We start from the raw sequence: 15,975 nt of genomic DNA on the forward strand, positions 1-15,975 counted from the left end.
AGGTCTCCTCCCCTCAGGAGGCCTTGGTACGCATGGTCACGAACTCTTCGGCGGCGGTGGGATGGACGGCGACCGTGCGGTCGAAGTCCGCCTTGGTGGCGCCCATGCCCATGGCAATGGCGGCCATCTGAATCATCTCGGCCGCCCCGTCTCCCACCACATGGCAGCCGAGAACCTTGTCGCTTGCCTGGTCCACCACCAGCTTCATGAGCATTCGCGTGGGCGAGCCGGACAGCGTCCCCTTCAGCGGGCGGAAGGTGGCCTTGTAGATGTCCAGTGCATGGCCCGCTGCCCGCGCCGCCTGCTCGGTCAGCCCGACGGTGCCGATCTCCGGCTCGGAGAAGACGGCGGTCGCAATCAGGGAATGATCCACGGTCCAGGGCTTGTTGCCATAAACTGTATCGGCGAAGGCATGGCCCTCCCGAATGGCCACCGGGGTCAGATTGACCCGGTTGGTCACATCGCCCACCGCAAAGATGGAAGGCACGGTGGTCTGCGAACCGGCATCGACCTTGATCGCGCCCAGCGGGTCCAGCTCGACCCCCACCTCTTCAAGGCCCAAGGCGCGGGAATTGGGATCGCGGCCAATGGCCAGCATGACCTCGTCCACCACCACGAGGGCGCCGTCGGACAATTGCACATGCTTGCCGTCGGCCTCCTGGCTGATGGCGTTCAATGTACGGCCGGTCAAGATATTGACACCCGCCCGCGTCATCTCGGCCGTCAGGTGGTCCCGTACATCCTCGTCGAAGCCGCGCAGGATCTTGTCGCCCCGCAGCACCAAATGCACTTCGGCGCCCAGCGCGCGGAACAGGCCAGCAAACTCCACGGCGATATAGCCCGCGCCCTGCACCAGGATGCGCTTGGGGAAGTGCTTCAGGTTGAACGCTTCGTTGGAGGTGATGGCGAGATCGCGACCGGGAATGTCCGGCCCGAGCGCCGGCTTGGCGCCGGTGGCGATCAGGATACGCTCAGCCTCGATGACCTCGCCGGTGGCGAGGATGCGCACCGCATGTGGGCCTTCCACCACCGCGCGCGAGGCGAGGACAGTCGCGCCCGCCGCCTCCGCATTGCGCTGATAGATGCCCTCAAGGCGTGCGATTTCCTTGTCTTTGTTCGCGATCAGGGTCGGCCAGTCGAAGCGAGCCCCCTCCACCGTCCAGCCAAAGCCCGCCATGTCCTCCAGGTCATGGGCGAAGCGGCCGGCATAGACGAACAGCTTCTTGGGCACGCACCCGCGGATGACGCAGGTGCCCCCCATGCGAAACTCCTCCGCCAGCATCACCCGTGCGCCATGCTGCGCAGCAATGCGGGCCGCGCGCACACCGCCCGATCCCCCGCCAATGACGAAGAGGTCCACTTTGGATCCAGACATGGTGCCCTCCGCGGAACACGCGCATCGGACGTGGCCGGACCCGTCCTGCGGCTGAGACATGGAACGCGGCCGGACACAAAATCGCATCAGGCCGGGGGAAACGGCCGAACCTCGGGCGAGGCGGCGCCGGGGGAGTTGAAGTCCGCTTGCCGCAGCGCGTCAAGAGGCGACATGTCATTGCCGTCATGCGCTTGCCGTCGACGGATGAGAGGTGCTTCAAGGGAAAGCTAAGGGAAAGATGCTTAGCTTGGCGGATCAGGATGTCGGCAAGGGGCCCGGATGGCCGTAGAAATAGATCCCATATGGCTTGAGGCCGCCGCGCAGGCGTCGGGTGAGCAGGTGCACACCCTCCCCCTGCCGTGGCGTCTGCGCCTAGCCATCGGAGGGTGTGCCTTCATCATCGCCCTTGATGCGCCCAACGCCAAAGGGGAGGAGGCGAGCGCGGAACTGGTCTTCCTTTCCACCTCTGGTACCGAACTCGCCCGCACGTCCGCCACCGGCCCACGCTGCGCCCTTTTCCTTCCCAAGGGCACGACGCGCATCCGGTCCCGCAGCGCCCCTCCCGTGCGATTGGGGCTTTTTCCCCGCAGCAAGGTCGCCCTCAAGCTGCACGCCTTCATCTTCGGTCGGTTTTCGGGCCCTTCCGGCCGGCGGTGGCGGGAGGCAGGGGCTGCAGCCCGGGACCTGCGCGGGTTTCATGCTGCCCTCTTGGAATCGTCTCCCGCCCGGCACACTGAACAGGCGGTGCGCTACCGCCGCTACAGGGCGACCCATGTGGGCGACTTCCAGGAGGTGGTGCCACCGGCACGCGAGTTGCGCCTGACCTTCCTGTCTGTGCTGGATTGCGACACCACGCGCGAGACGATCTCCAAAACCCTCGAGGCTCTCAAGGTCCAGAGCGATCCGGAGTGGGAGTGGCTCCTGGCAGCGACGGCGAACACCCCTGCCGATCATTCTGACGTGGTGCAAGACCTCATCTCCCCCTGTCCCAATGTGCGGCTGGTCCGCGCAGAGGCGACCGGGAATGGCCTGCTGGAACAGGCCATGGCTTGCATTGAGGGCGGGCTTGTGGCCGCGCTGCCGCTCTCCGGGCGCCCCACGCGGGACGCGGTGGCCATGATCCGCGCTGCCTTCGCCGCCCATCCCGCCTGCGAGGTGGTCTATACGGACGAGGAGCGGCTGGATGCCCAGGGGCGGCCCGAGGCCGGCCTGTTCAAGCCGGCATTCAACCGCCATTTGCTGCGCGCGACCAACTATGTGGGGGACTTGGTGGCCCTGCGCACGGATACGCTGCGCCGCGCGCCGCGCCAATGGCTGGACGGCGACCGCCATGCCCTGCACCTGGCCATTCTGGACGGTCTTCCACCCGGCGCCATCCGCCACATCCCCCGCGTCGCCTTCTCAACGCCGGCCCCCTGCCACGCCGCGCCGCTCGCCACGCATGCAGCGGCCGCGTCCCGGATCCTCGGTGTCGAGGTGAGCCTGACCGGGGAGGGTCATTTGCGGGCTCATTATACCGTTCCGGAGCCAGGGCCTCTGGTGTCGGTGGTGGTGCCGACGCGGGACAGGGCGGATTTGATGGGGATGGCGCTGCGGTCGCTGATCGCGCAGACACAGTACAAGAATTTCGAAATCGTCATCGTCGACAACGGTTCGGTGGAGGAGAAAACCTTCGCCCTGTTCGAGGAAATCCAGCGGGCCTGGCCGAAGACGCAGATTATCCGCGACGAGGGCGACTTCAACTATCCGCGCATCTGCAATGCCGGGGTCGCCGCCGCGCGAGGCTCGGTGCTCTGCCTCCTCAACAATGACATCGAGGTGGTGGATGGCGCCTGGCTGGGCGAGATGGTGGCCCTGAGCGCGCTGCCGCGCACGGGGATCGTGGGGGCCAAGCTGCTCTTTCCCGATCGCACCATCCAGCATGCGGGCGTCATTGTCGGCCTGTTCCGCTACGCGGCGCATTGGTTTTCCCATGCTCCCGAACAGGCGACGGGCCCCTTCGGGCGCCTGGTGAACCGCACCAATGTGAGCGCCGTGACCGGCGCCTGCCTCGTCATCACCCGCGCCTGCTGGGATGAGATCGGCCCCCTGGACGCAAAGCGATTTGCCGAGGATTGCAACGACATAGACCTGTGCCTGCGGGCCCGCCACGCCGGTTACGAGGTGGTATGGACGCCCTATGCGTGCCTGGTGCACCATGAATCGGCGTCCCGCGGGCGGCGCCGGGCGCGGGCGCATCGCAACCGGCTCAAAGCGCAGCGCCAGCGGATGGAAGCGCTGTGGCACACCTCCACGCTGGTGGACCCGCACTATAATCCCAACCTGTCCCGCACCAGCCTGCACGCGGCCCTTGCCAGCACCCCTCAGGGCCCCCGTGACGCCCGCACGGACGCCATTCCGGCACCCGACAACAGATTGTAAGTGAGGCGAAAAAGGCGCCCAAAAGAAAAGGCGACCCGCCGAGGCGGACCGCCTTTCTTAAGCTGGCGCCGGGCCGATCAAGACCGACCGGCCGGCACGCTTACCGGGGCATCGGAGTACATCCGTCCGTCCAACCCGGTACCCTGGCCATAGCATGGCATAGCTTGGCCGAACCTTGCTTGGGCGCCGCGGGGCGGCTTGCGATCCACCTGGGGTCCGGAGTACATCCGTCCGTAACCCCTTGCTGTCGCAAGATTTCCCATCGGCACTCCCGATGCGGACCGGACATGGCTAAAAGCATGAGCCGGGCGGCATGGGCGCCGGAAGCGCCCGCCTTGTGCCCTTATCCAGTTGGAAAGGCGAGCAGGACCGGGTCGGTCCGGCTTCTGGCCAAAGGGATCGGAGTACATCCGTCCGTCTCCCGAGACCGCGATGGAAACGCGATCATTGGCCTGTTGTTCCCTATGTAGGAGCCGAAATGGGCGGTTCAAGGGCTGAACTCCGGCGAAGATGCGCTTTTCGCCGAAAGTTCGCAGAAGGTCACCTCACTTGACGGTCTCGGAGGCCTTGGTCACGAAGCGGCCATCGAAGGTCTTCGGCAGGTCGATCTTCGCTGCCTTCAGCTCCGGGTCGAACTCCACCAGCATTCCCAGCGCGTTCTTCATTCCGCTCTCAGGAATGACGCCGGTGAGGGAGTAAGTGGGCTTGGATGCCTTTACGGCAGCGATGTAGAGATCGCGGTCGCCCAGGAGATATTCCTCCGGAACCACCTTCGCCACGTCTTCCGGGGTTGCGGTCTGAAGCCATTTCAGAGACTTATAGAAGGCGTTCACAAGCTTCTGCGTGGTGACGGGGTTCTGTTCCATGAAGTCCCGCTTCATATAGAGAACCGCCGCGGGGTTTGTGCCACCGAAGATCTTCTGGTTGCCTTCCTCGGTGCGGGTATCAGCCAGGACAACGACGTCACCATCGCTCTGAAGCTTGGTGATGACCGGGTCGAGGTTGGACATGGCGTCGATCTCGCCACGCTTCATCTGGGCCACCGCCGAGGCGCCGCCGCCGACGCCAACGAAGGATACATCGTCCGGCTTCAAGCCGTCCTTGGCGAGCAGGAAGTTGACGAAGAAGTTGGTGGACGATCCCGGCGCCGTCACGCCGATCTTTGCCCCCTTCAGATCCTTGATGGACTTGTATTTATCAGCCTTGTCCTTCTGCACGACGAGGACAATGCCGGGATAGCGGCCAAGCTCGATGACGGAGACGATGTCCTGCCCCTTGGCCTGCATGCGAATGGTGTGCTCATACGCGCCGGTGACCACGTCCACCGATCCGCCCACCAGCGCCTGGAGGGATTTCGCGCCGCCCCCGAAGTCGTTGATGGAGACGTCAAGCCCCTCCTCCTTGAAGAAGCCCTTGCGTTCCGCGATGGTCAGCGGGAGGTAATAAAGCAGCGGCTTGCCGCCGACACCGAGCGTCAGCTGGGTCTTTTCGGCCTTCTGGGCCAAGGCGGGACCGGCCGCGGTGAGCGCCAGGGCGCCCGCCGCCAAGGCGGCGAAAACCTGCCTGCGAGTCCTGGAAAATGTGCTCATCCCATTGTCCTCCCGAGATTATTTCTGTTGTGCTGCAGCCGTTGGCCGCCACACCATGAGGCGGTTTTCGATTGCAGTCACGAGGGTGTCGATCACAATAACGAAGACGGCCAGGACAAGCATTCCCGAGAACACGCCAGTAACGTCGAAGACGCCTTCGGCCTGGTGGATGCGATATCCCAGCCCCGCAGCAGATCCTAAATATTCGCCCACCACGGCACCAACAAGGGCAAAGCCGACCGCCGTATGAAGCGAAGAAAACATCCAGGACAATGCAGATGGCCAATAGACGTGGCGCAGCAACTGCCGCTCGCTCATACCGAGCATGCGGGCATTGTTGAGCACGGTCGGGCTCACCTCTTTAACGCCCTGATAGACGTTGAAGAAGACGATAAAAAATACCAGCGTGACACCAAGTGCCACTTTGGACCAGATACCAAGACCCAGCCACAGCGCAAATATGGGCGCAAGCACCACGCGCGGCAATGCGTTGGTCATCTTGACATAGGGGTCGAACACCTCAGCCACCAATTGCTGGCGGGCAAACCAGAAGCCCACCAATACGCCGCCCACGGCACCAATGACGAAGGCCAGGACCGTCTCCAGGAGCGTGATTCCCAGGTGATACCAGATGACCCCGGTTGCGAAGTCGCGCCACGTGCGCTCGAACACCGCCAGAGGAGTGGAGAAGAAGAACGGATCAAGGGGGAAGAAGGGCTTCGTCGAGACGATTCCTCCGGGCACCTTCACCGTGGATCCAAAATGCCAGATGGCGATGAGGACCACCGCCACCAGGACCTGGAGGAAGAGCAGTTTGACCCGTCTCACGCCACGCCCTCCGCCTGCCGGTATCCTTTGACCACCTCTTCCTTCAGCGCCGACCAGATCTCCTTGTGCAGGGCATGGAAGGCCGGGTCGAGGCGCACGTCGGAAATGTCACGGGGGCGCGGCAGCGCCACCGTCCACTCGCCGATGATGCGCGAGGCCGGTCCCGCGCCCATGATGACCACGCGGTCGGCCAAGGCGATGGCCTCTTCCAGGTCGTGGGTCACGAACAGGACCGCCTTGCGGTCGGCGCTCCACAGGTCCAGCAGCAGGTTGCCCATGATCTGGCGGGTCTGGGCGTCCAGCGGGCCGAAGGGCTCGTCCATGAGCAGGATCTTGGGGTCGCGGATCAGCACCTGGGCGAGGCCCACCCGCTTTCTCTGGCCGCCGGAGAGCATGTGGGGATAGCGGTCGGCAAAGGCGGCAAGGCCCACGCGGGAGAGCCAGGCGCGGGCGCGCGCGTGGGCTTCACTGGAGGGAGTACCCGCCACTTCCAGGCCGATGGCCACATTGTCGATGGCGGTCTTCCAGGGAAACAGGGCCTCGGCCTGGAAGAGATAGCCGGCCTTGCGGTTAAGGCCGGCGAGCGGAGTGCCATAAATTTCCACCCGCCCGGCGGCGGGGGTGAGCAGGCCCGCGGTGGCGTTCAGCAAGGTGGACTTGCCACAGCCGGTGGGGCCGACAATGGCGACGAACTCCCCATCGGCCACATGGAGGGAGGCGGCATCCACAGCCACATAGCCGGGCCCGCCCTTGGCGTCGGGAAAGGCGATGCGCACCTCGCTCAGGCTCACGGCGCCCGGCTGCGCCGTGGCGCCCGCCATCTCAACCCCTCCCATTCGCTCTCCCCTGCCGTCGCTGCGGCCGTTTATGGGCGGGGAAGGTAGCGGTGTGGCAGCGCCGGAGGCAAGGGGAATGGCGCGCGGGCGGCGCCCCTCCCCTGCCCCGCAAACGCAGGCGACCCGGGCCGTGCGCTGGCACGACCCGGGTCGCAAGAAAGGGGCTGACTGGCTCCGGCCCCGACCGAGGCCGGGCGGCCAGTGCGCCTCAGCGGCGGCGGAAGTTCTGCTGCCGGCGTGCGCCGGGCGGAGGCATGGTGCCCTCGGCCTTGTGGCGGAAGTTGATGCGCCCGCGATCGAGATCGTAGGGGGACATCTCAACCACCACCCGATCACCTTCGATGGTGCGGATGCGGTTCTTCTTCATCTTTCCGGCCGCGTAGGCCAGGATCTGATGGTCATTGTCGAGCCGCACACGGAAATTGCCGTCCGGCAGGACTTCCGTGACCGTACCTTCAAACTCCAGCAGTTCTTCCTTCGCCATATAGTCTTCTCCAGCTACCCCGGCAGGCGCTCCGATTAGATGAAACCATCTGTCCGGTAAAGCGACCCCGTATCATAAGGAAAGAGCACGCGCCGGTCGGCGCGTGCCCTGATTTTCACCGCGGACCTTTGAACGCCGAGCCCGGCTTGCCGCCGCGCGCAGGTCCAGACCGCAAAAATCCAACAGCACCGATGTCGGTGCCCTCACCGCCGGCGCCACCCTGGGGGCGGCTGCCGCGCTGATCCCGGCGGCCAGCCGGGCGCGCGTCATGCGGACGACCCTCGCGGCCCTCGGGACGGCCCTCATGATGGCCGCGCCCATCGCGGGTGCGGCCCTCGGCGCGGGGTTCTCCCGCGCGCTTTTCCGGCGCACGGCCATCGCGGCGCTCGCCGCCACGGCCCCGGTTTGCACCGGCATCGCCTTCGGCCCGCACGCCTTCACCACGGCCCCCATCGGGACGGCCCGCGCGGGGCGGACGGCCACCGGCATTGGGCCGGCCCCCATTGGGGCGGCCGCCGCGCGGATGACGGCGCTCGCCGTCTTCTTCCGTCGCGGGCACGAAGCCCTGCACGACGGTCACGCTGGCCGGCACGCCGCGGCGGTCCGACTGCGGGATCTGCATGCGGATGAGCCGCTCGATGGACCGCAGATAGGCGCGCTCCTCCCCGTCGCAGAAGGAGATGGCAATGCCCTCCTTGCCAGCGCGGGCGGTGCGGCCGATACGGTGCACATAGGATTCCGGCACGTTCGGCAGGTCGAAATTGAACACGTGGCTGACGCCGGTCACGTCGATGCCGCGGGCGGCAATGTCGGTGGCCACCAGGGTGCGCACGGTGCCCACCCGGAAGGCGGCCAGCACGCGGTCCCGCTGGTTCTGCGACTTGTTGCCGTGAATGGCCTCGGCGGTGTGGCCATATTTGGCGAGCGCGTTCACCACCCGGTCGGCACCATGCTTGGTGCGGGTGAAGACGAGCGCGCGGTCGATGGTCTCGGTGCCGAGCAGCTCGGCCAGGAGCGCGGGCTTGCCCTGCTTTTCCACCATGATGACCCGCTGCTCCACCCGGTCGGCGGTCTTGGCCGCCGGCGTCACCGAGACGGTGACGGGCTTGTGCAGCATGGAATTGGCCAATTCGGCGATGGCCGAGGGCATGGTGGCCGAGAAGAACAGGCTGTGGCGCTTGGCCGGCAGCTTGCGCACGATGGCGCGGATGGCATGGACAAAGCCCATGTCCAGCATCTGGTCGGCTTCGTCGAGGACGAGCACCTCGACCGCATCCAGCTTCACCGCATGGTTTTCCATGAGGTCGATGAGGCGGCCGGGGGTGGCCACCAGCACGTCCACGCCGCGATGCAGCGCGCGGATCTGGCGGCCCATGGGCACGCCGCCGATGGCCAGCTCCACGGACAGGCGCATGTGGCGCCCGAACTTCTGGAAATTCTCCACGATCTGGCCCGACAGCTCGCGGGTGGGCGAGAGGACGAGGACGCGGACGGACTTGGGGGCGATGGTGTGCGGACGGCGCACGAGATGGTCGAGAATGGGCAGGGCGAAGGCTGCGGTCTTGCCGGTGCCCGTCTGCGCGATGCCGATCAGGTCATGGCCGGCCAGAACCTGGGGGATGGCCTGCTCTTGGATCGGCGTGGGCGTCACATGCTTCACATCGGTGAGCGCGCGGACGATAGGCTCGGCAAGGCCGAGTTCGGAAAACGTTGTCAAGCTACAACTTTCATGCGGCGAACGGCATCGGCGCGGCGGATGCATTCCGCACACCGCGCACGTTCGCGAGGGTCGATGACACCCCGCGTGGCCTGGGCTGTCGCAAAACATCTGGTCGAAATCGGGCAAAAGCCTGTGACACCGGCTCGGCCGGCCATCAGCTCGCTTCCGCTACGCGGCCCGAGAGCAACCCGCGCCCTGATTGTGCGGGCGTCGCCTGATTGCTGCAGCGCTCATATGGCGCAGATCCATGGTCATTTCAAGGCGGATGAAGCCCTGAAGCCTCTCGCGCCCCTTCCTGTGGCCAAAAAAGCGAGCCTCTTGCAGAAGTGCCCTGCCTTTCCGACATAGGCGTGCGGAGGAGCCATGTTCGATCTGCAATCCTATGTCGACCCCGTGCTGAATTTCGTGCGGGAGCAGCAAGGTCTGGCACCGCTTGTGGTTTTCGGCCTCGCTTTCGGGGAGTCCCTGGCCCTGGTCTCCATCTTCATCCCGGCCACCGTGCTGCTGCTGGGCATCGGCGCCCTCATCGAGGCGAGCGGCCTGCCCTTCTGGCCCATCTGGGGCGCGGCGGTGGCGGGGGCGGCGCTGGGCGATGCGATCTCCTATTGGCTGGGCTTCCACTACAAGGCCCGCGCCAAGACGCTCTGGCCGCTCAGCCGGCGCCCCGACCTGGTGGTGCGGGCGGAGGATTTCTTCAGCCGCTACGGCGTGTGGGGCGTGTTCATCGGCCGCTTCTTCGGGCCGCTGCGGGCCATCGTGCCGCTGGTGGCGGGCATCATGGCCATGGGGCAGCTGCCGTTCCAGGCCGCCAATATTTCCAGCGCGGCGCTCTGGGCCTTCGCCATGCTGGCGCCGGGAGCCGCCGCGCTTAAGATGATCGGCTATTGAGCCCGTCACACCAGCCCGAACGCCCCCGCGAGCGCGCCCACCCCTATCAGCCAGATGGGATTGAGGCGCGTGGTCAGCGAGCCGATGGCGGCCAGCGCGGTCACCCCATAGGCGAGCGCATGGGTGTCGGCGACGCCCATGAGGATATAGGCGCTCGCCAGCACGATGCCGATGGTCAGCGCCGCCAGCCCCCGCTGGATGGCGATGCGGGGCCGGGCCGTCTTGTAGCGGTGGGACAGGCGCGACATGGCATAGGCGGCCGCCCCCGAGGGCACGCACATGACCAGAGTGGAGGCGATGGCGCCGGGCACGCCGGCCACATACCAGCCGATCAGCGTCACCAGCAGCACATTGGGGCCCGGCGTCACCTGGGCGATGGCGAACAGGTCGGCAAAGGTGGTGTCGCCCATCCAGCCATAGGAGTCCACCGCCATGCGATGGAGCTCGGGGATCACCGCGTTCGCCCCGCCAATGGCCAGGAACGACAGCATGAACATGTGGGCGGTGAGATCGAAGAGGGGATCACGCCCGGTCATTTGGACCACCGCCAGGCCGCCGCGATGGAAAACGGCGCCAGCGCCAGGATGACGAAGGGCAGCGGATAGCCCATCAGGCCGGCGCCGGCGAAGGCAAGGGCCGCGAACACCAGCATGTGGGGGCTGCGCCGCTCGGCGAAGGCCATCTTCAGCCCCAGAGCCAGGAACAGCCCGATCGCCGCCGCCGAAATGCCCCGCAGGATGCCCGAGACCTCCGGCACCTGCCCGTAGCGCAGATAGATGGCGGTGATGGTGATGCCGATGACGCAGGGCGCCAGGATCAGCCCGCCGAACGCCGCGGCGGCGCCGAAGAAGCCGGCGAAGCGTGCCCCCATGCAGAAGGACATGTTGACGATGTTCGGGCCCGGCATGAGCTGGCAGATGGACAGGAGGTCGTTGAACTCCCGCGCGTCCAGCCAGCCCTTGCGCTCCACCAGTTCGCGGCGGGCGAAGGGCAAGGCGCCGCCAAAGCCGGAGAGTGCGATGCGCAGGAAGGTGAGGAACAGGTCCGGGACGCCCGGCCCCGGTGCCGTGGAGAGCGGGGAAGCCGGAGCGTCGTCCTTCATGCGCAAGGCCCCGTCAGGGATGGATCACGGAAGGGTTCGGGACCGATGGGCGACACGCCCCTCGCGCCAGGCGACACCCGCGCCGGCCGCCACCACCAGGGCCGCGCCGCAGAAGACCAGCCAGTGCGGCCATTCCCGGAAGAAGACCGCACCGAAGGCCACCGCCCACAGCAAGGTGGCATAGTTGAACGGCGCCACCACGGACGCGGGGGCATAGCGATTGGCGGCGGTGAGCAGGATCTGCCCGACGCCGCCGGACAGCCCCACCCCCACCAGCACAAGCGCCGCATGCCAGGAGGGCAGCGACCATTGCGGCACGGTGACAAGGCTCGCCGCGGCGGCGACGATGGAGAAATAGAACACGATGGAGCCGGTGGTCTCGGTCTGGGTGAGGCGGCGCACCTGCGTCACCGCAAATCCCGCGCCGATGGCGCCGAACAGGGCCAGGCCCACGCCCAGCGCCGCACCTTCAGCCTTCATGCCGTGCATGGAGAAGATGGGGGTGAGCATGGTGATGATGCCGACGAAGCCGATGCCCACCGCCATCCAGCGATAAGCCGGCACCCGCTCACTCAGGATGACGGCCGCCAGGATCACGGTGACGAGGGGCGTCACATAGGTGAAGGCGATGGCCTCGGCGAGGGGAATATAGGCCAGCGCGGCAAAGCCGGCCCACATGGAGCTGACCCCCACGAGGCCGCGCACCACATGGCCGCCGAAATGGGTGGTGGCGAACGCCCCGCGCAATTCCCCGCGCGCGCCGAGCCAGATCAGGAGCGGCACGATGCCGATCATGGAGCGGGCGAAGACCACGAGGCCGCTGGACACTTCGTCGGCCACGCCACGCACCAGCGTGGACATGATGGCGAACGCAAGCGTCGCGCACAGCTGCAGGAAAATTCCGAGGGAGGGGCGCATGTCTGGATTCGTTTTGGTCGGTTGGAAAGACCCACAGCCGACGTTTGTCCTATACCCGCTTCCCTTAAATTTGTGTCATGCAACAATGGCATGCCCGTCCCGCGAGCCGGCACCTGAGCGCCGAGCGGCGACCCATCACGGCCTTATTCCTTGCCGGCGCTCATTCCCCTGCCGTATGGGCAGGTCCATCTTGAGCCCGGCACGAGGACCTTTCATGCATCCGCCGCTGCAGCGCACAAAAGTGTGGGACCTGCCCACACGCCTGTTTCACTGGTCGCTGGCGGGGCTCATCGTCGGCGCCTATTTCACCGCGGAACTTGGCCTCATCGACTGGCACTTCCGCTGCGGCTACGCGATCCTGACCCTGGTGCTGTTCCGCATCCTGTGGGGCCTGTTCGGCAGCGACACCGCCCGCTTCTCCCGCTTCCTGAAGAGCCCGGCGGCGGCGCTCGGCCATCTCTCCCACATGATGCGCCGGGAGCCCGATCGCGAGGTGGGGCACAATGCGGCCGGGGGATGGATGGTGGTGGCGCTGCTGGCGCTGCTGCTGGTGCAGACCGGCACCGGGCTGTTTTCCAACGACGGCGTGTTCACGGAAGGCCCGCTCGCCCATTTCGTCGGCGGCCTGTCGGACACCATCACCGGGTGGCACGCCTTCAACTTCAACCTGATCGTCGTGGCGGCCGCGCTGCATGTGGCGGCGGTGCTGGCCTATGCCGCCTTCAAGGGCCAGGATCTGGTGCGGCCCATGGTGACCGGCGTCAAGCGCCTGCCCGCCACCTCGCCTGCCCCGCGCCTGCGCTCGCCGGCCCTGGCGGTGGCGCTGCTGGCGGCCAGTGCGGCGGCCGTGTGGGGCCTATCCCAACTGGGCTGAGGCGCCCGCGCCAGGAGGCCCTCACGGGTCCTTCCGGCCATAGACCACCACGCGGGTGCCCCGCGCGAACTGCTCGAAATCGCCGGGCTCGCGGGGCCACACCTCGATGGTGGTGAAGCCGAAGTCGCGCATGAGGAACAGCAGGGCATTCAGCGAGGGAATGAGGGCAAGGTTCGTGGACCCGCCTTCGCGGCCCCAGGAGTAATCCGGCGCGACGCCGAAGACGCCCTCCACCCGGCGCTGGTTGGTGAAGAATCCGTCCTCGATCAAGCCGGCAATGTCATAGGGGAAGACCTGGGTCTCGATCAGGATGTGCCTGCGGGTCATCTGGCTGGCCAGCCGCAAGGTGTGCACCGGGTTTTCCAAGTGGTAGACCAGCCCGTAGAGCAGCACGAAATCGGCCGTCTGGGCGGGATCATAGGGCATCACCTGAAGGTCGGCCTGCTGATACTCGACGTTCCCGACCTCCAGCACCTCGGTGATGAGCCGTGCGGCGGCAAGGCTCTCCTGCCGGATCTCATACCCGCGCACCTGCTTGAAATGCCGGGCCAGCTCGAGGCTGTAATAGCCTTCGTGCGACGCAAAATCATAGGCGACCAGATCATGCGCGTCGGGCACGTGGCGCGCGATGATGTGGCGCAGCTTGTCCCGCCGCGACATATGGATGGGCAGAACGGTGGGCGGAACATCCGTCTGGGTGGTCGAGCCGTCCGGCAAGTCGAATTCATAAAACCAGATGCGGGCCTTGACCTCGGCGAGCCTCTGCTGCCGCAGGTCGGCCTGCGGCGCGGCGGAAGGAGCCTCAGCACCGTCCGCGGAGGGGCGCGTTTCACCCGGGCGCCGCAGCCATTTTGGACGAAGAAGAGACTGAAGAAGCTGCACTGACCCACCTCCAAAAACACCAGGGTCGCCTCACAGCGACCAATCCATCTCCCGCCCCACGAGCGCTTCCACACGGTGGGTGAGCGTGCCGAAGCGGCTTTCCATCAGCGCATTGCAGACGCGATCGAAGCCGGCCTCGGCGGGGGACGCATTGCTCACCGGGACATCTGTTCCGAAATAAACGGGGTCCAGACCCAGGAAGTCTGCGATCTCAGCAAGTTTCCTGTTCGGCGCGGCAACCAATTCCCCAAGCGTCAGGATGAAGAACTGTTCCCGTGGGAAAAGGCTGAAGTATCTTGAAATCTGCTCGTCATAGAAGGACGAGCGTACATACATGAAATTCCAGAAATACTGGCGGCAGTGCTCCATGAAATCAGGCGAATGAAATCTCTCCTCCTCCAGGATGAGAGCCTGGTCGAAGCTGTCAGCCAGTTCGCAGGGGCGCCCATCGCTGTGGCGCGTGCGACGCATGTGCCGATAGAGCGAATAGGCCCGCGCCTTCGGCGCGCGCAAAATCAGGAGAAACTTGGCCCGCGGAAACAGTGCCCTCAGAACAGGTGCCGTTTCGGGATCGGTAAAATAGGCGTGGGAGGCATCGACACGGTAGCGCCGATCAGACCTGAACAGACTGAAATAGGTGATGGGGTCGCGCACAACCTGGAAGTGACGGCAAAAGAAGCTGGGCTCCTTGGGGGAGCACAGATGGACGTCGCGATGCCGCCCTAGCAGATCGTAGAGGGTGGTCGTGCCGCTTTTCCCCGCGCCGAGAATGAAAAGGTTGGGTGTCCCCGCCGCCGACCGCATTCCATGCCCGTATTGGATGGGACCTTGGGGGCTCTGATGCGCCCACGTCCGCTCAATCCTCCGGTCTCGCCCCATTCACGGATTCGGCGCCGGGATGTTCCTTCAATCAGAAAAAGGTTCGTTTGAAAATCAACCGCCCCTGAACCGCGCGCATTGTCCTCACGCCCACAGCGGCGCAGGGCGGCGGCGCAGGACGGGCAAAGCGGTGATTTTGCAAGGGTGCCAGGGGGGCGCAAGGGGGGTGCCAGGGGGATGCCAGGGGGATGCCAGGGGGGTGCAAAGGGGGGCGCGAAGGGGTGTCGGGGCCGGCCCGGCGACCGCCTGCGGCAATAAACGACAGGCTGCGCCGCACCGCCCTCCATCGGGGCGGCGGGCGCAAGGTGGGGGCCGCCGGAGCGGCCGCCGGTCTCAGCTTTGCGACTGGGTCTGGCTCTGGGACCCGCGCGGCGCGCACTGGGCGTCCTTGGCCAGCACATCCACCACGCCGGTGACACCGAGGGCGCGGATGGGGGCGACGCCCAGGCTGTCGAGCCCCACGGCCAACCGCACATAGGCCTCGGTGGCGCACAGGCAGCGGCCGGCATCAAAGCCCACCCAGCCGATCTTGGGCAGATGGACCTCCGCCCACTGGCGCGCGGCCCCTCGCGTGCCCTCCTCCGCGGCATAGCCGGACACCTGACGGGCGGGCACGCCCAGGGTCCGGGCGACGGAAGTGAACACCTGGGCGAGCCCCGCGCTGGTGCCGACGAGCTTTTCGGCCACATCCGCGGCGGCCGGCACGGGCCCCTCCGCCTCGGTCTCCTCGAACCGCTCGGAGATGAGGCCCATGAGGGCATGCATGCGGCTGAGATCATCCTCCGCCGCCTTCGCCACTTCCGCTGCCAGGGCGTTCAGATCCTCCGAGGGGGCGGTCAGGTCCGTCTGCCGGCGGAAGAAGGACGCGGGGAAGCGCTCCACCGTGCCGCGCACGATGCCGCTGGTATCCTGCGTCTCCACCTCGCCCTCGGCCAGCAGGGTGATGTGCTCGCCCGGCCCCTCCAGCGAGAAGGTGTGGGTGAGGTTCCCGAAGGCATCCTCCTGGGGATAGATGCGGCAGTCGGGCACGATGTCGAGGGACCAGCGCAGGATGTGCTGGCCCACATGGTTGCGGGGCGTCACGCGAATGGTCGCGGTCGCGGTGCGCAAATTGGGTTCGAGCCGGTGGCGAACCTCATGCCGGATCCGAATACGCATGGAACCCCTCGGCGGCTGGGA

The 15,975-nt window shown here is 66.3% G+C and carries 15 protein-coding genes; 3 read left to right on the plus strand and 12 right to left on the minus strand.

Annotated elements, in window-relative coordinates:
• Window positions 1-13: 13 nt before the first annotated feature.
• Complete coding sequence (gor, locus tag ACT54L_RS21930) at window positions 14-1,375, minus strand: glutathione-disulfide reductase (RefSeq protein ID WP_476087767.1); 1,362 nt, start codon at window positions 1,373-1,375, stop codon at window positions 14-16.
• Between the two features lie 339 nt (window positions 1,376-1,714).
• On the opposite strand from gor, the gene ACT54L_RS21935 reads away from it, so the two are divergent.
• Window positions 1,715-3,796, plus strand: a complete 2,082-nt coding sequence (locus tag ACT54L_RS21935) for a glycosyltransferase family 2 protein (RefSeq protein WP_476087768.1) — start codon at window positions 1,715-1,717, stop codon at window positions 3,794-3,796.
• A 545-nt stretch (window positions 3,797-4,341) separates the two neighbouring features.
• On the opposite strand, the gene ACT54L_RS21940 is transcribed toward ACT54L_RS21935, so the two are convergent.
• The 5 genes from ACT54L_RS21940 to ACT54L_RS21960 form a co-directional block, all read right to left on the minus strand.
• On the minus strand, window positions 4,342-5,385 hold the full coding sequence (locus ACT54L_RS21940) for an ABC transporter substrate-binding protein (protein ID WP_476087769.1): 1,044 nt from the start codon (window positions 5,383-5,385) through the stop codon (window positions 4,342-4,344).
• Window positions 5,386-5,403: 18 nt separating this feature from the next.
• Entirely contained in the window at window positions 5,404-6,213 is an 810-nt protein-coding gene (locus tag ACT54L_RS21945; protein ID WP_476087770.1) for an ABC transporter permease, read from the minus strand.
• A complete protein-coding gene (locus tag ACT54L_RS21950) occupies window positions 6,210-7,034 on the minus strand; it encodes an ABC transporter ATP-binding protein (RefSeq protein WP_476087771.1) in 825 nt (274 codons plus the stop codon). Before ACT54L_RS21950 ends, ACT54L_RS21945 begins: the two co-directional genes overlap by 4 nt.
• Before the next feature lie 223 nt (window positions 7,035-7,257).
• A complete protein-coding gene (gene infA / locus ACT54L_RS21955) occupies window positions 7,258-7,533 on the minus strand; it encodes a translation initiation factor IF-1 (RefSeq protein WP_274774806.1) in 276 nt (91 codons plus the stop codon).
• Between the two features lie 115 nt (window positions 7,534-7,648).
• The gene (locus tag ACT54L_RS21960; protein WP_476087772.1) at window positions 7,649-9,250 is read right to left on the minus strand and encodes a DEAD/DEAH box helicase; all 1,602 of its coding nucleotides are present in this window, start codon (window positions 9,248-9,250) and stop codon (window positions 7,649-7,651) included.
• A gap of 366 nt (window positions 9,251-9,616) precedes the next feature.
• On the opposite strand from ACT54L_RS21960, the gene ACT54L_RS21965 reads away from it, so the two are divergent.
• Window positions 9,617-10,141, plus strand: coding sequence for a DedA family protein (locus tag ACT54L_RS21965; protein WP_476087773.1), 525 nt, complete (start codon window positions 9,617-9,619; stop codon window positions 10,139-10,141).
• Window positions 10,142-10,146: 5 nt separating this feature from the next.
• On the opposite strand, the gene ACT54L_RS21970 is transcribed toward ACT54L_RS21965, so the two are convergent.
• The 3 genes from ACT54L_RS21970 to ACT54L_RS21980 are packed head-to-tail and all read right to left on the minus strand — an operon-like array spanning window position 10,147 to window position 12,161.
• Complete coding sequence (locus ACT54L_RS21970; RefSeq protein WP_476087774.1) at window positions 10,147-10,677, minus strand: chromate transporter; 531 nt, start codon at window positions 10,675-10,677, stop codon at window positions 10,147-10,149.
• Entirely contained in the window at window positions 10,674-11,243 is a 570-nt protein-coding gene (locus ACT54L_RS21975) for a chromate transporter (RefSeq protein ID WP_476087775.1), read from the minus strand. The genes ACT54L_RS21970 and ACT54L_RS21975 overlap by 4 nt, the downstream gene beginning before the upstream one ends.
• A 24-nt stretch (window positions 11,244-11,267) precedes the next feature.
• Window positions 11,268-12,161, minus strand: coding sequence for a DMT family transporter (locus ACT54L_RS21980; RefSeq protein WP_476087776.1), 894 nt, complete (start codon window positions 12,159-12,161; stop codon window positions 11,268-11,270).
• A 214-nt stretch (window positions 12,162-12,375) separates the two neighbouring features.
• Between ACT54L_RS21980 and ACT54L_RS21985 the strand changes: the two genes are divergently transcribed.
• Window positions 12,376-13,035, plus strand: coding sequence for a cytochrome b/b6 domain-containing protein (locus tag ACT54L_RS21985; RefSeq protein ID WP_476087777.1), 660 nt, complete (start codon window positions 12,376-12,378; stop codon window positions 13,033-13,035).
• A gap of 21 nt (window positions 13,036-13,056) precedes the next feature.
• On the opposite strand, the gene ACT54L_RS21990 is transcribed toward ACT54L_RS21985, so the two are convergent.
• The 3 genes from ACT54L_RS21990 to ACT54L_RS22000 form a co-directional block, all read right to left on the minus strand.
• On the minus strand, window positions 13,057-13,752 hold the full coding sequence (locus tag ACT54L_RS21990; protein WP_476087778.1) for a class I SAM-dependent methyltransferase: 696 nt from the start codon (window positions 13,750-13,752) through the stop codon (window positions 13,057-13,059).
• A 195-nt stretch (window positions 13,753-13,947) separates the two neighbouring features.
• Window positions 13,948-14,721, minus strand: a complete 774-nt coding sequence (locus ACT54L_RS21995) for a sulfotransferase family protein (protein WP_476087779.1) — start codon at window positions 14,719-14,721, stop codon at window positions 13,948-13,950.
• A gap of 408 nt (window positions 14,722-15,129) precedes the next feature.
• The gene (locus ACT54L_RS22000; RefSeq protein WP_476087780.1) at window positions 15,130-15,954 is read right to left on the minus strand and encodes a transglutaminase family protein; all 825 of its coding nucleotides are present in this window, start codon (window positions 15,952-15,954) and stop codon (window positions 15,130-15,132) included.
• Window positions 15,955-15,975 lie beyond the last annotated feature (21 nt).

The organism is Aquabacter sp. DMC10 (genome assembly GCF_056314145.1).

Excerpts from the sequence above, each read along its gene's own strand:
- gor (WP_476087767.1), bottom strand. The coding sequence starts at position 1,375 with ATGTCTGGATCCAAAGTGGACCTCTTCGTCATTGGCGGGGGATCGGGC.
- ACT54L_RS21940 (WP_476087769.1), bottom strand. The coding sequence starts at position 5,385 with ATGAGCACATTTTCCAGGACTCGCAGGCAGGTTTTCGCCGCCTTGGCG.
- ACT54L_RS21950 (WP_476087771.1), bottom strand. The coding sequence starts at position 7,034 with ATGGCGGGCGCCACGGCGCAGCCGGGCGCCGTGAGCCTGAGCGAGGTG.
- infA (WP_274774806.1), bottom strand. The coding sequence starts at position 7,533 with ATGGCGAAGGAAGAACTGCTGGAGTTTGAAGGTACGGTCACGGAAGTC.
- ACT54L_RS21965 (WP_476087773.1), top strand. The coding sequence starts at position 9,617 with ATGTTCGATCTGCAATCCTATGTCGACCCCGTGCTGAATTTCGTGCGG.
- ACT54L_RS21970 (WP_476087774.1), bottom strand. The coding sequence starts at position 10,677 with ATGACCGGGCGTGATCCCCTCTTCGATCTCACCGCCCACATGTTCATG.
- ACT54L_RS21975 (WP_476087775.1), bottom strand. The coding sequence starts at position 11,243 with ATGAAGGACGACGCTCCGGCTTCCCCGCTCTCCACGGCACCGGGGCCG.
- ACT54L_RS21980 (WP_476087776.1), bottom strand. The coding sequence starts at position 12,161 with ATGCGCCCCTCCCTCGGAATTTTCCTGCAGCTGTGCGCGACGCTTGCG.
- ACT54L_RS21985 (WP_476087777.1), top strand. The coding sequence starts at position 12,376 with ATGCATCCGCCGCTGCAGCGCACAAAAGTGTGGGACCTGCCCACACGC.
- ACT54L_RS21995 (WP_476087779.1), bottom strand. The coding sequence starts at position 14,721 with ATGCGGTCGGCGGCGGGGACACCCAACCTTTTCATTCTCGGCGCGGGG.
- ACT54L_RS22000 (WP_476087780.1), bottom strand. The coding sequence starts at position 15,954 with ATGCGTATTCGGATCCGGCATGAGGTTCGCCACCGGCTCGAACCCAAT.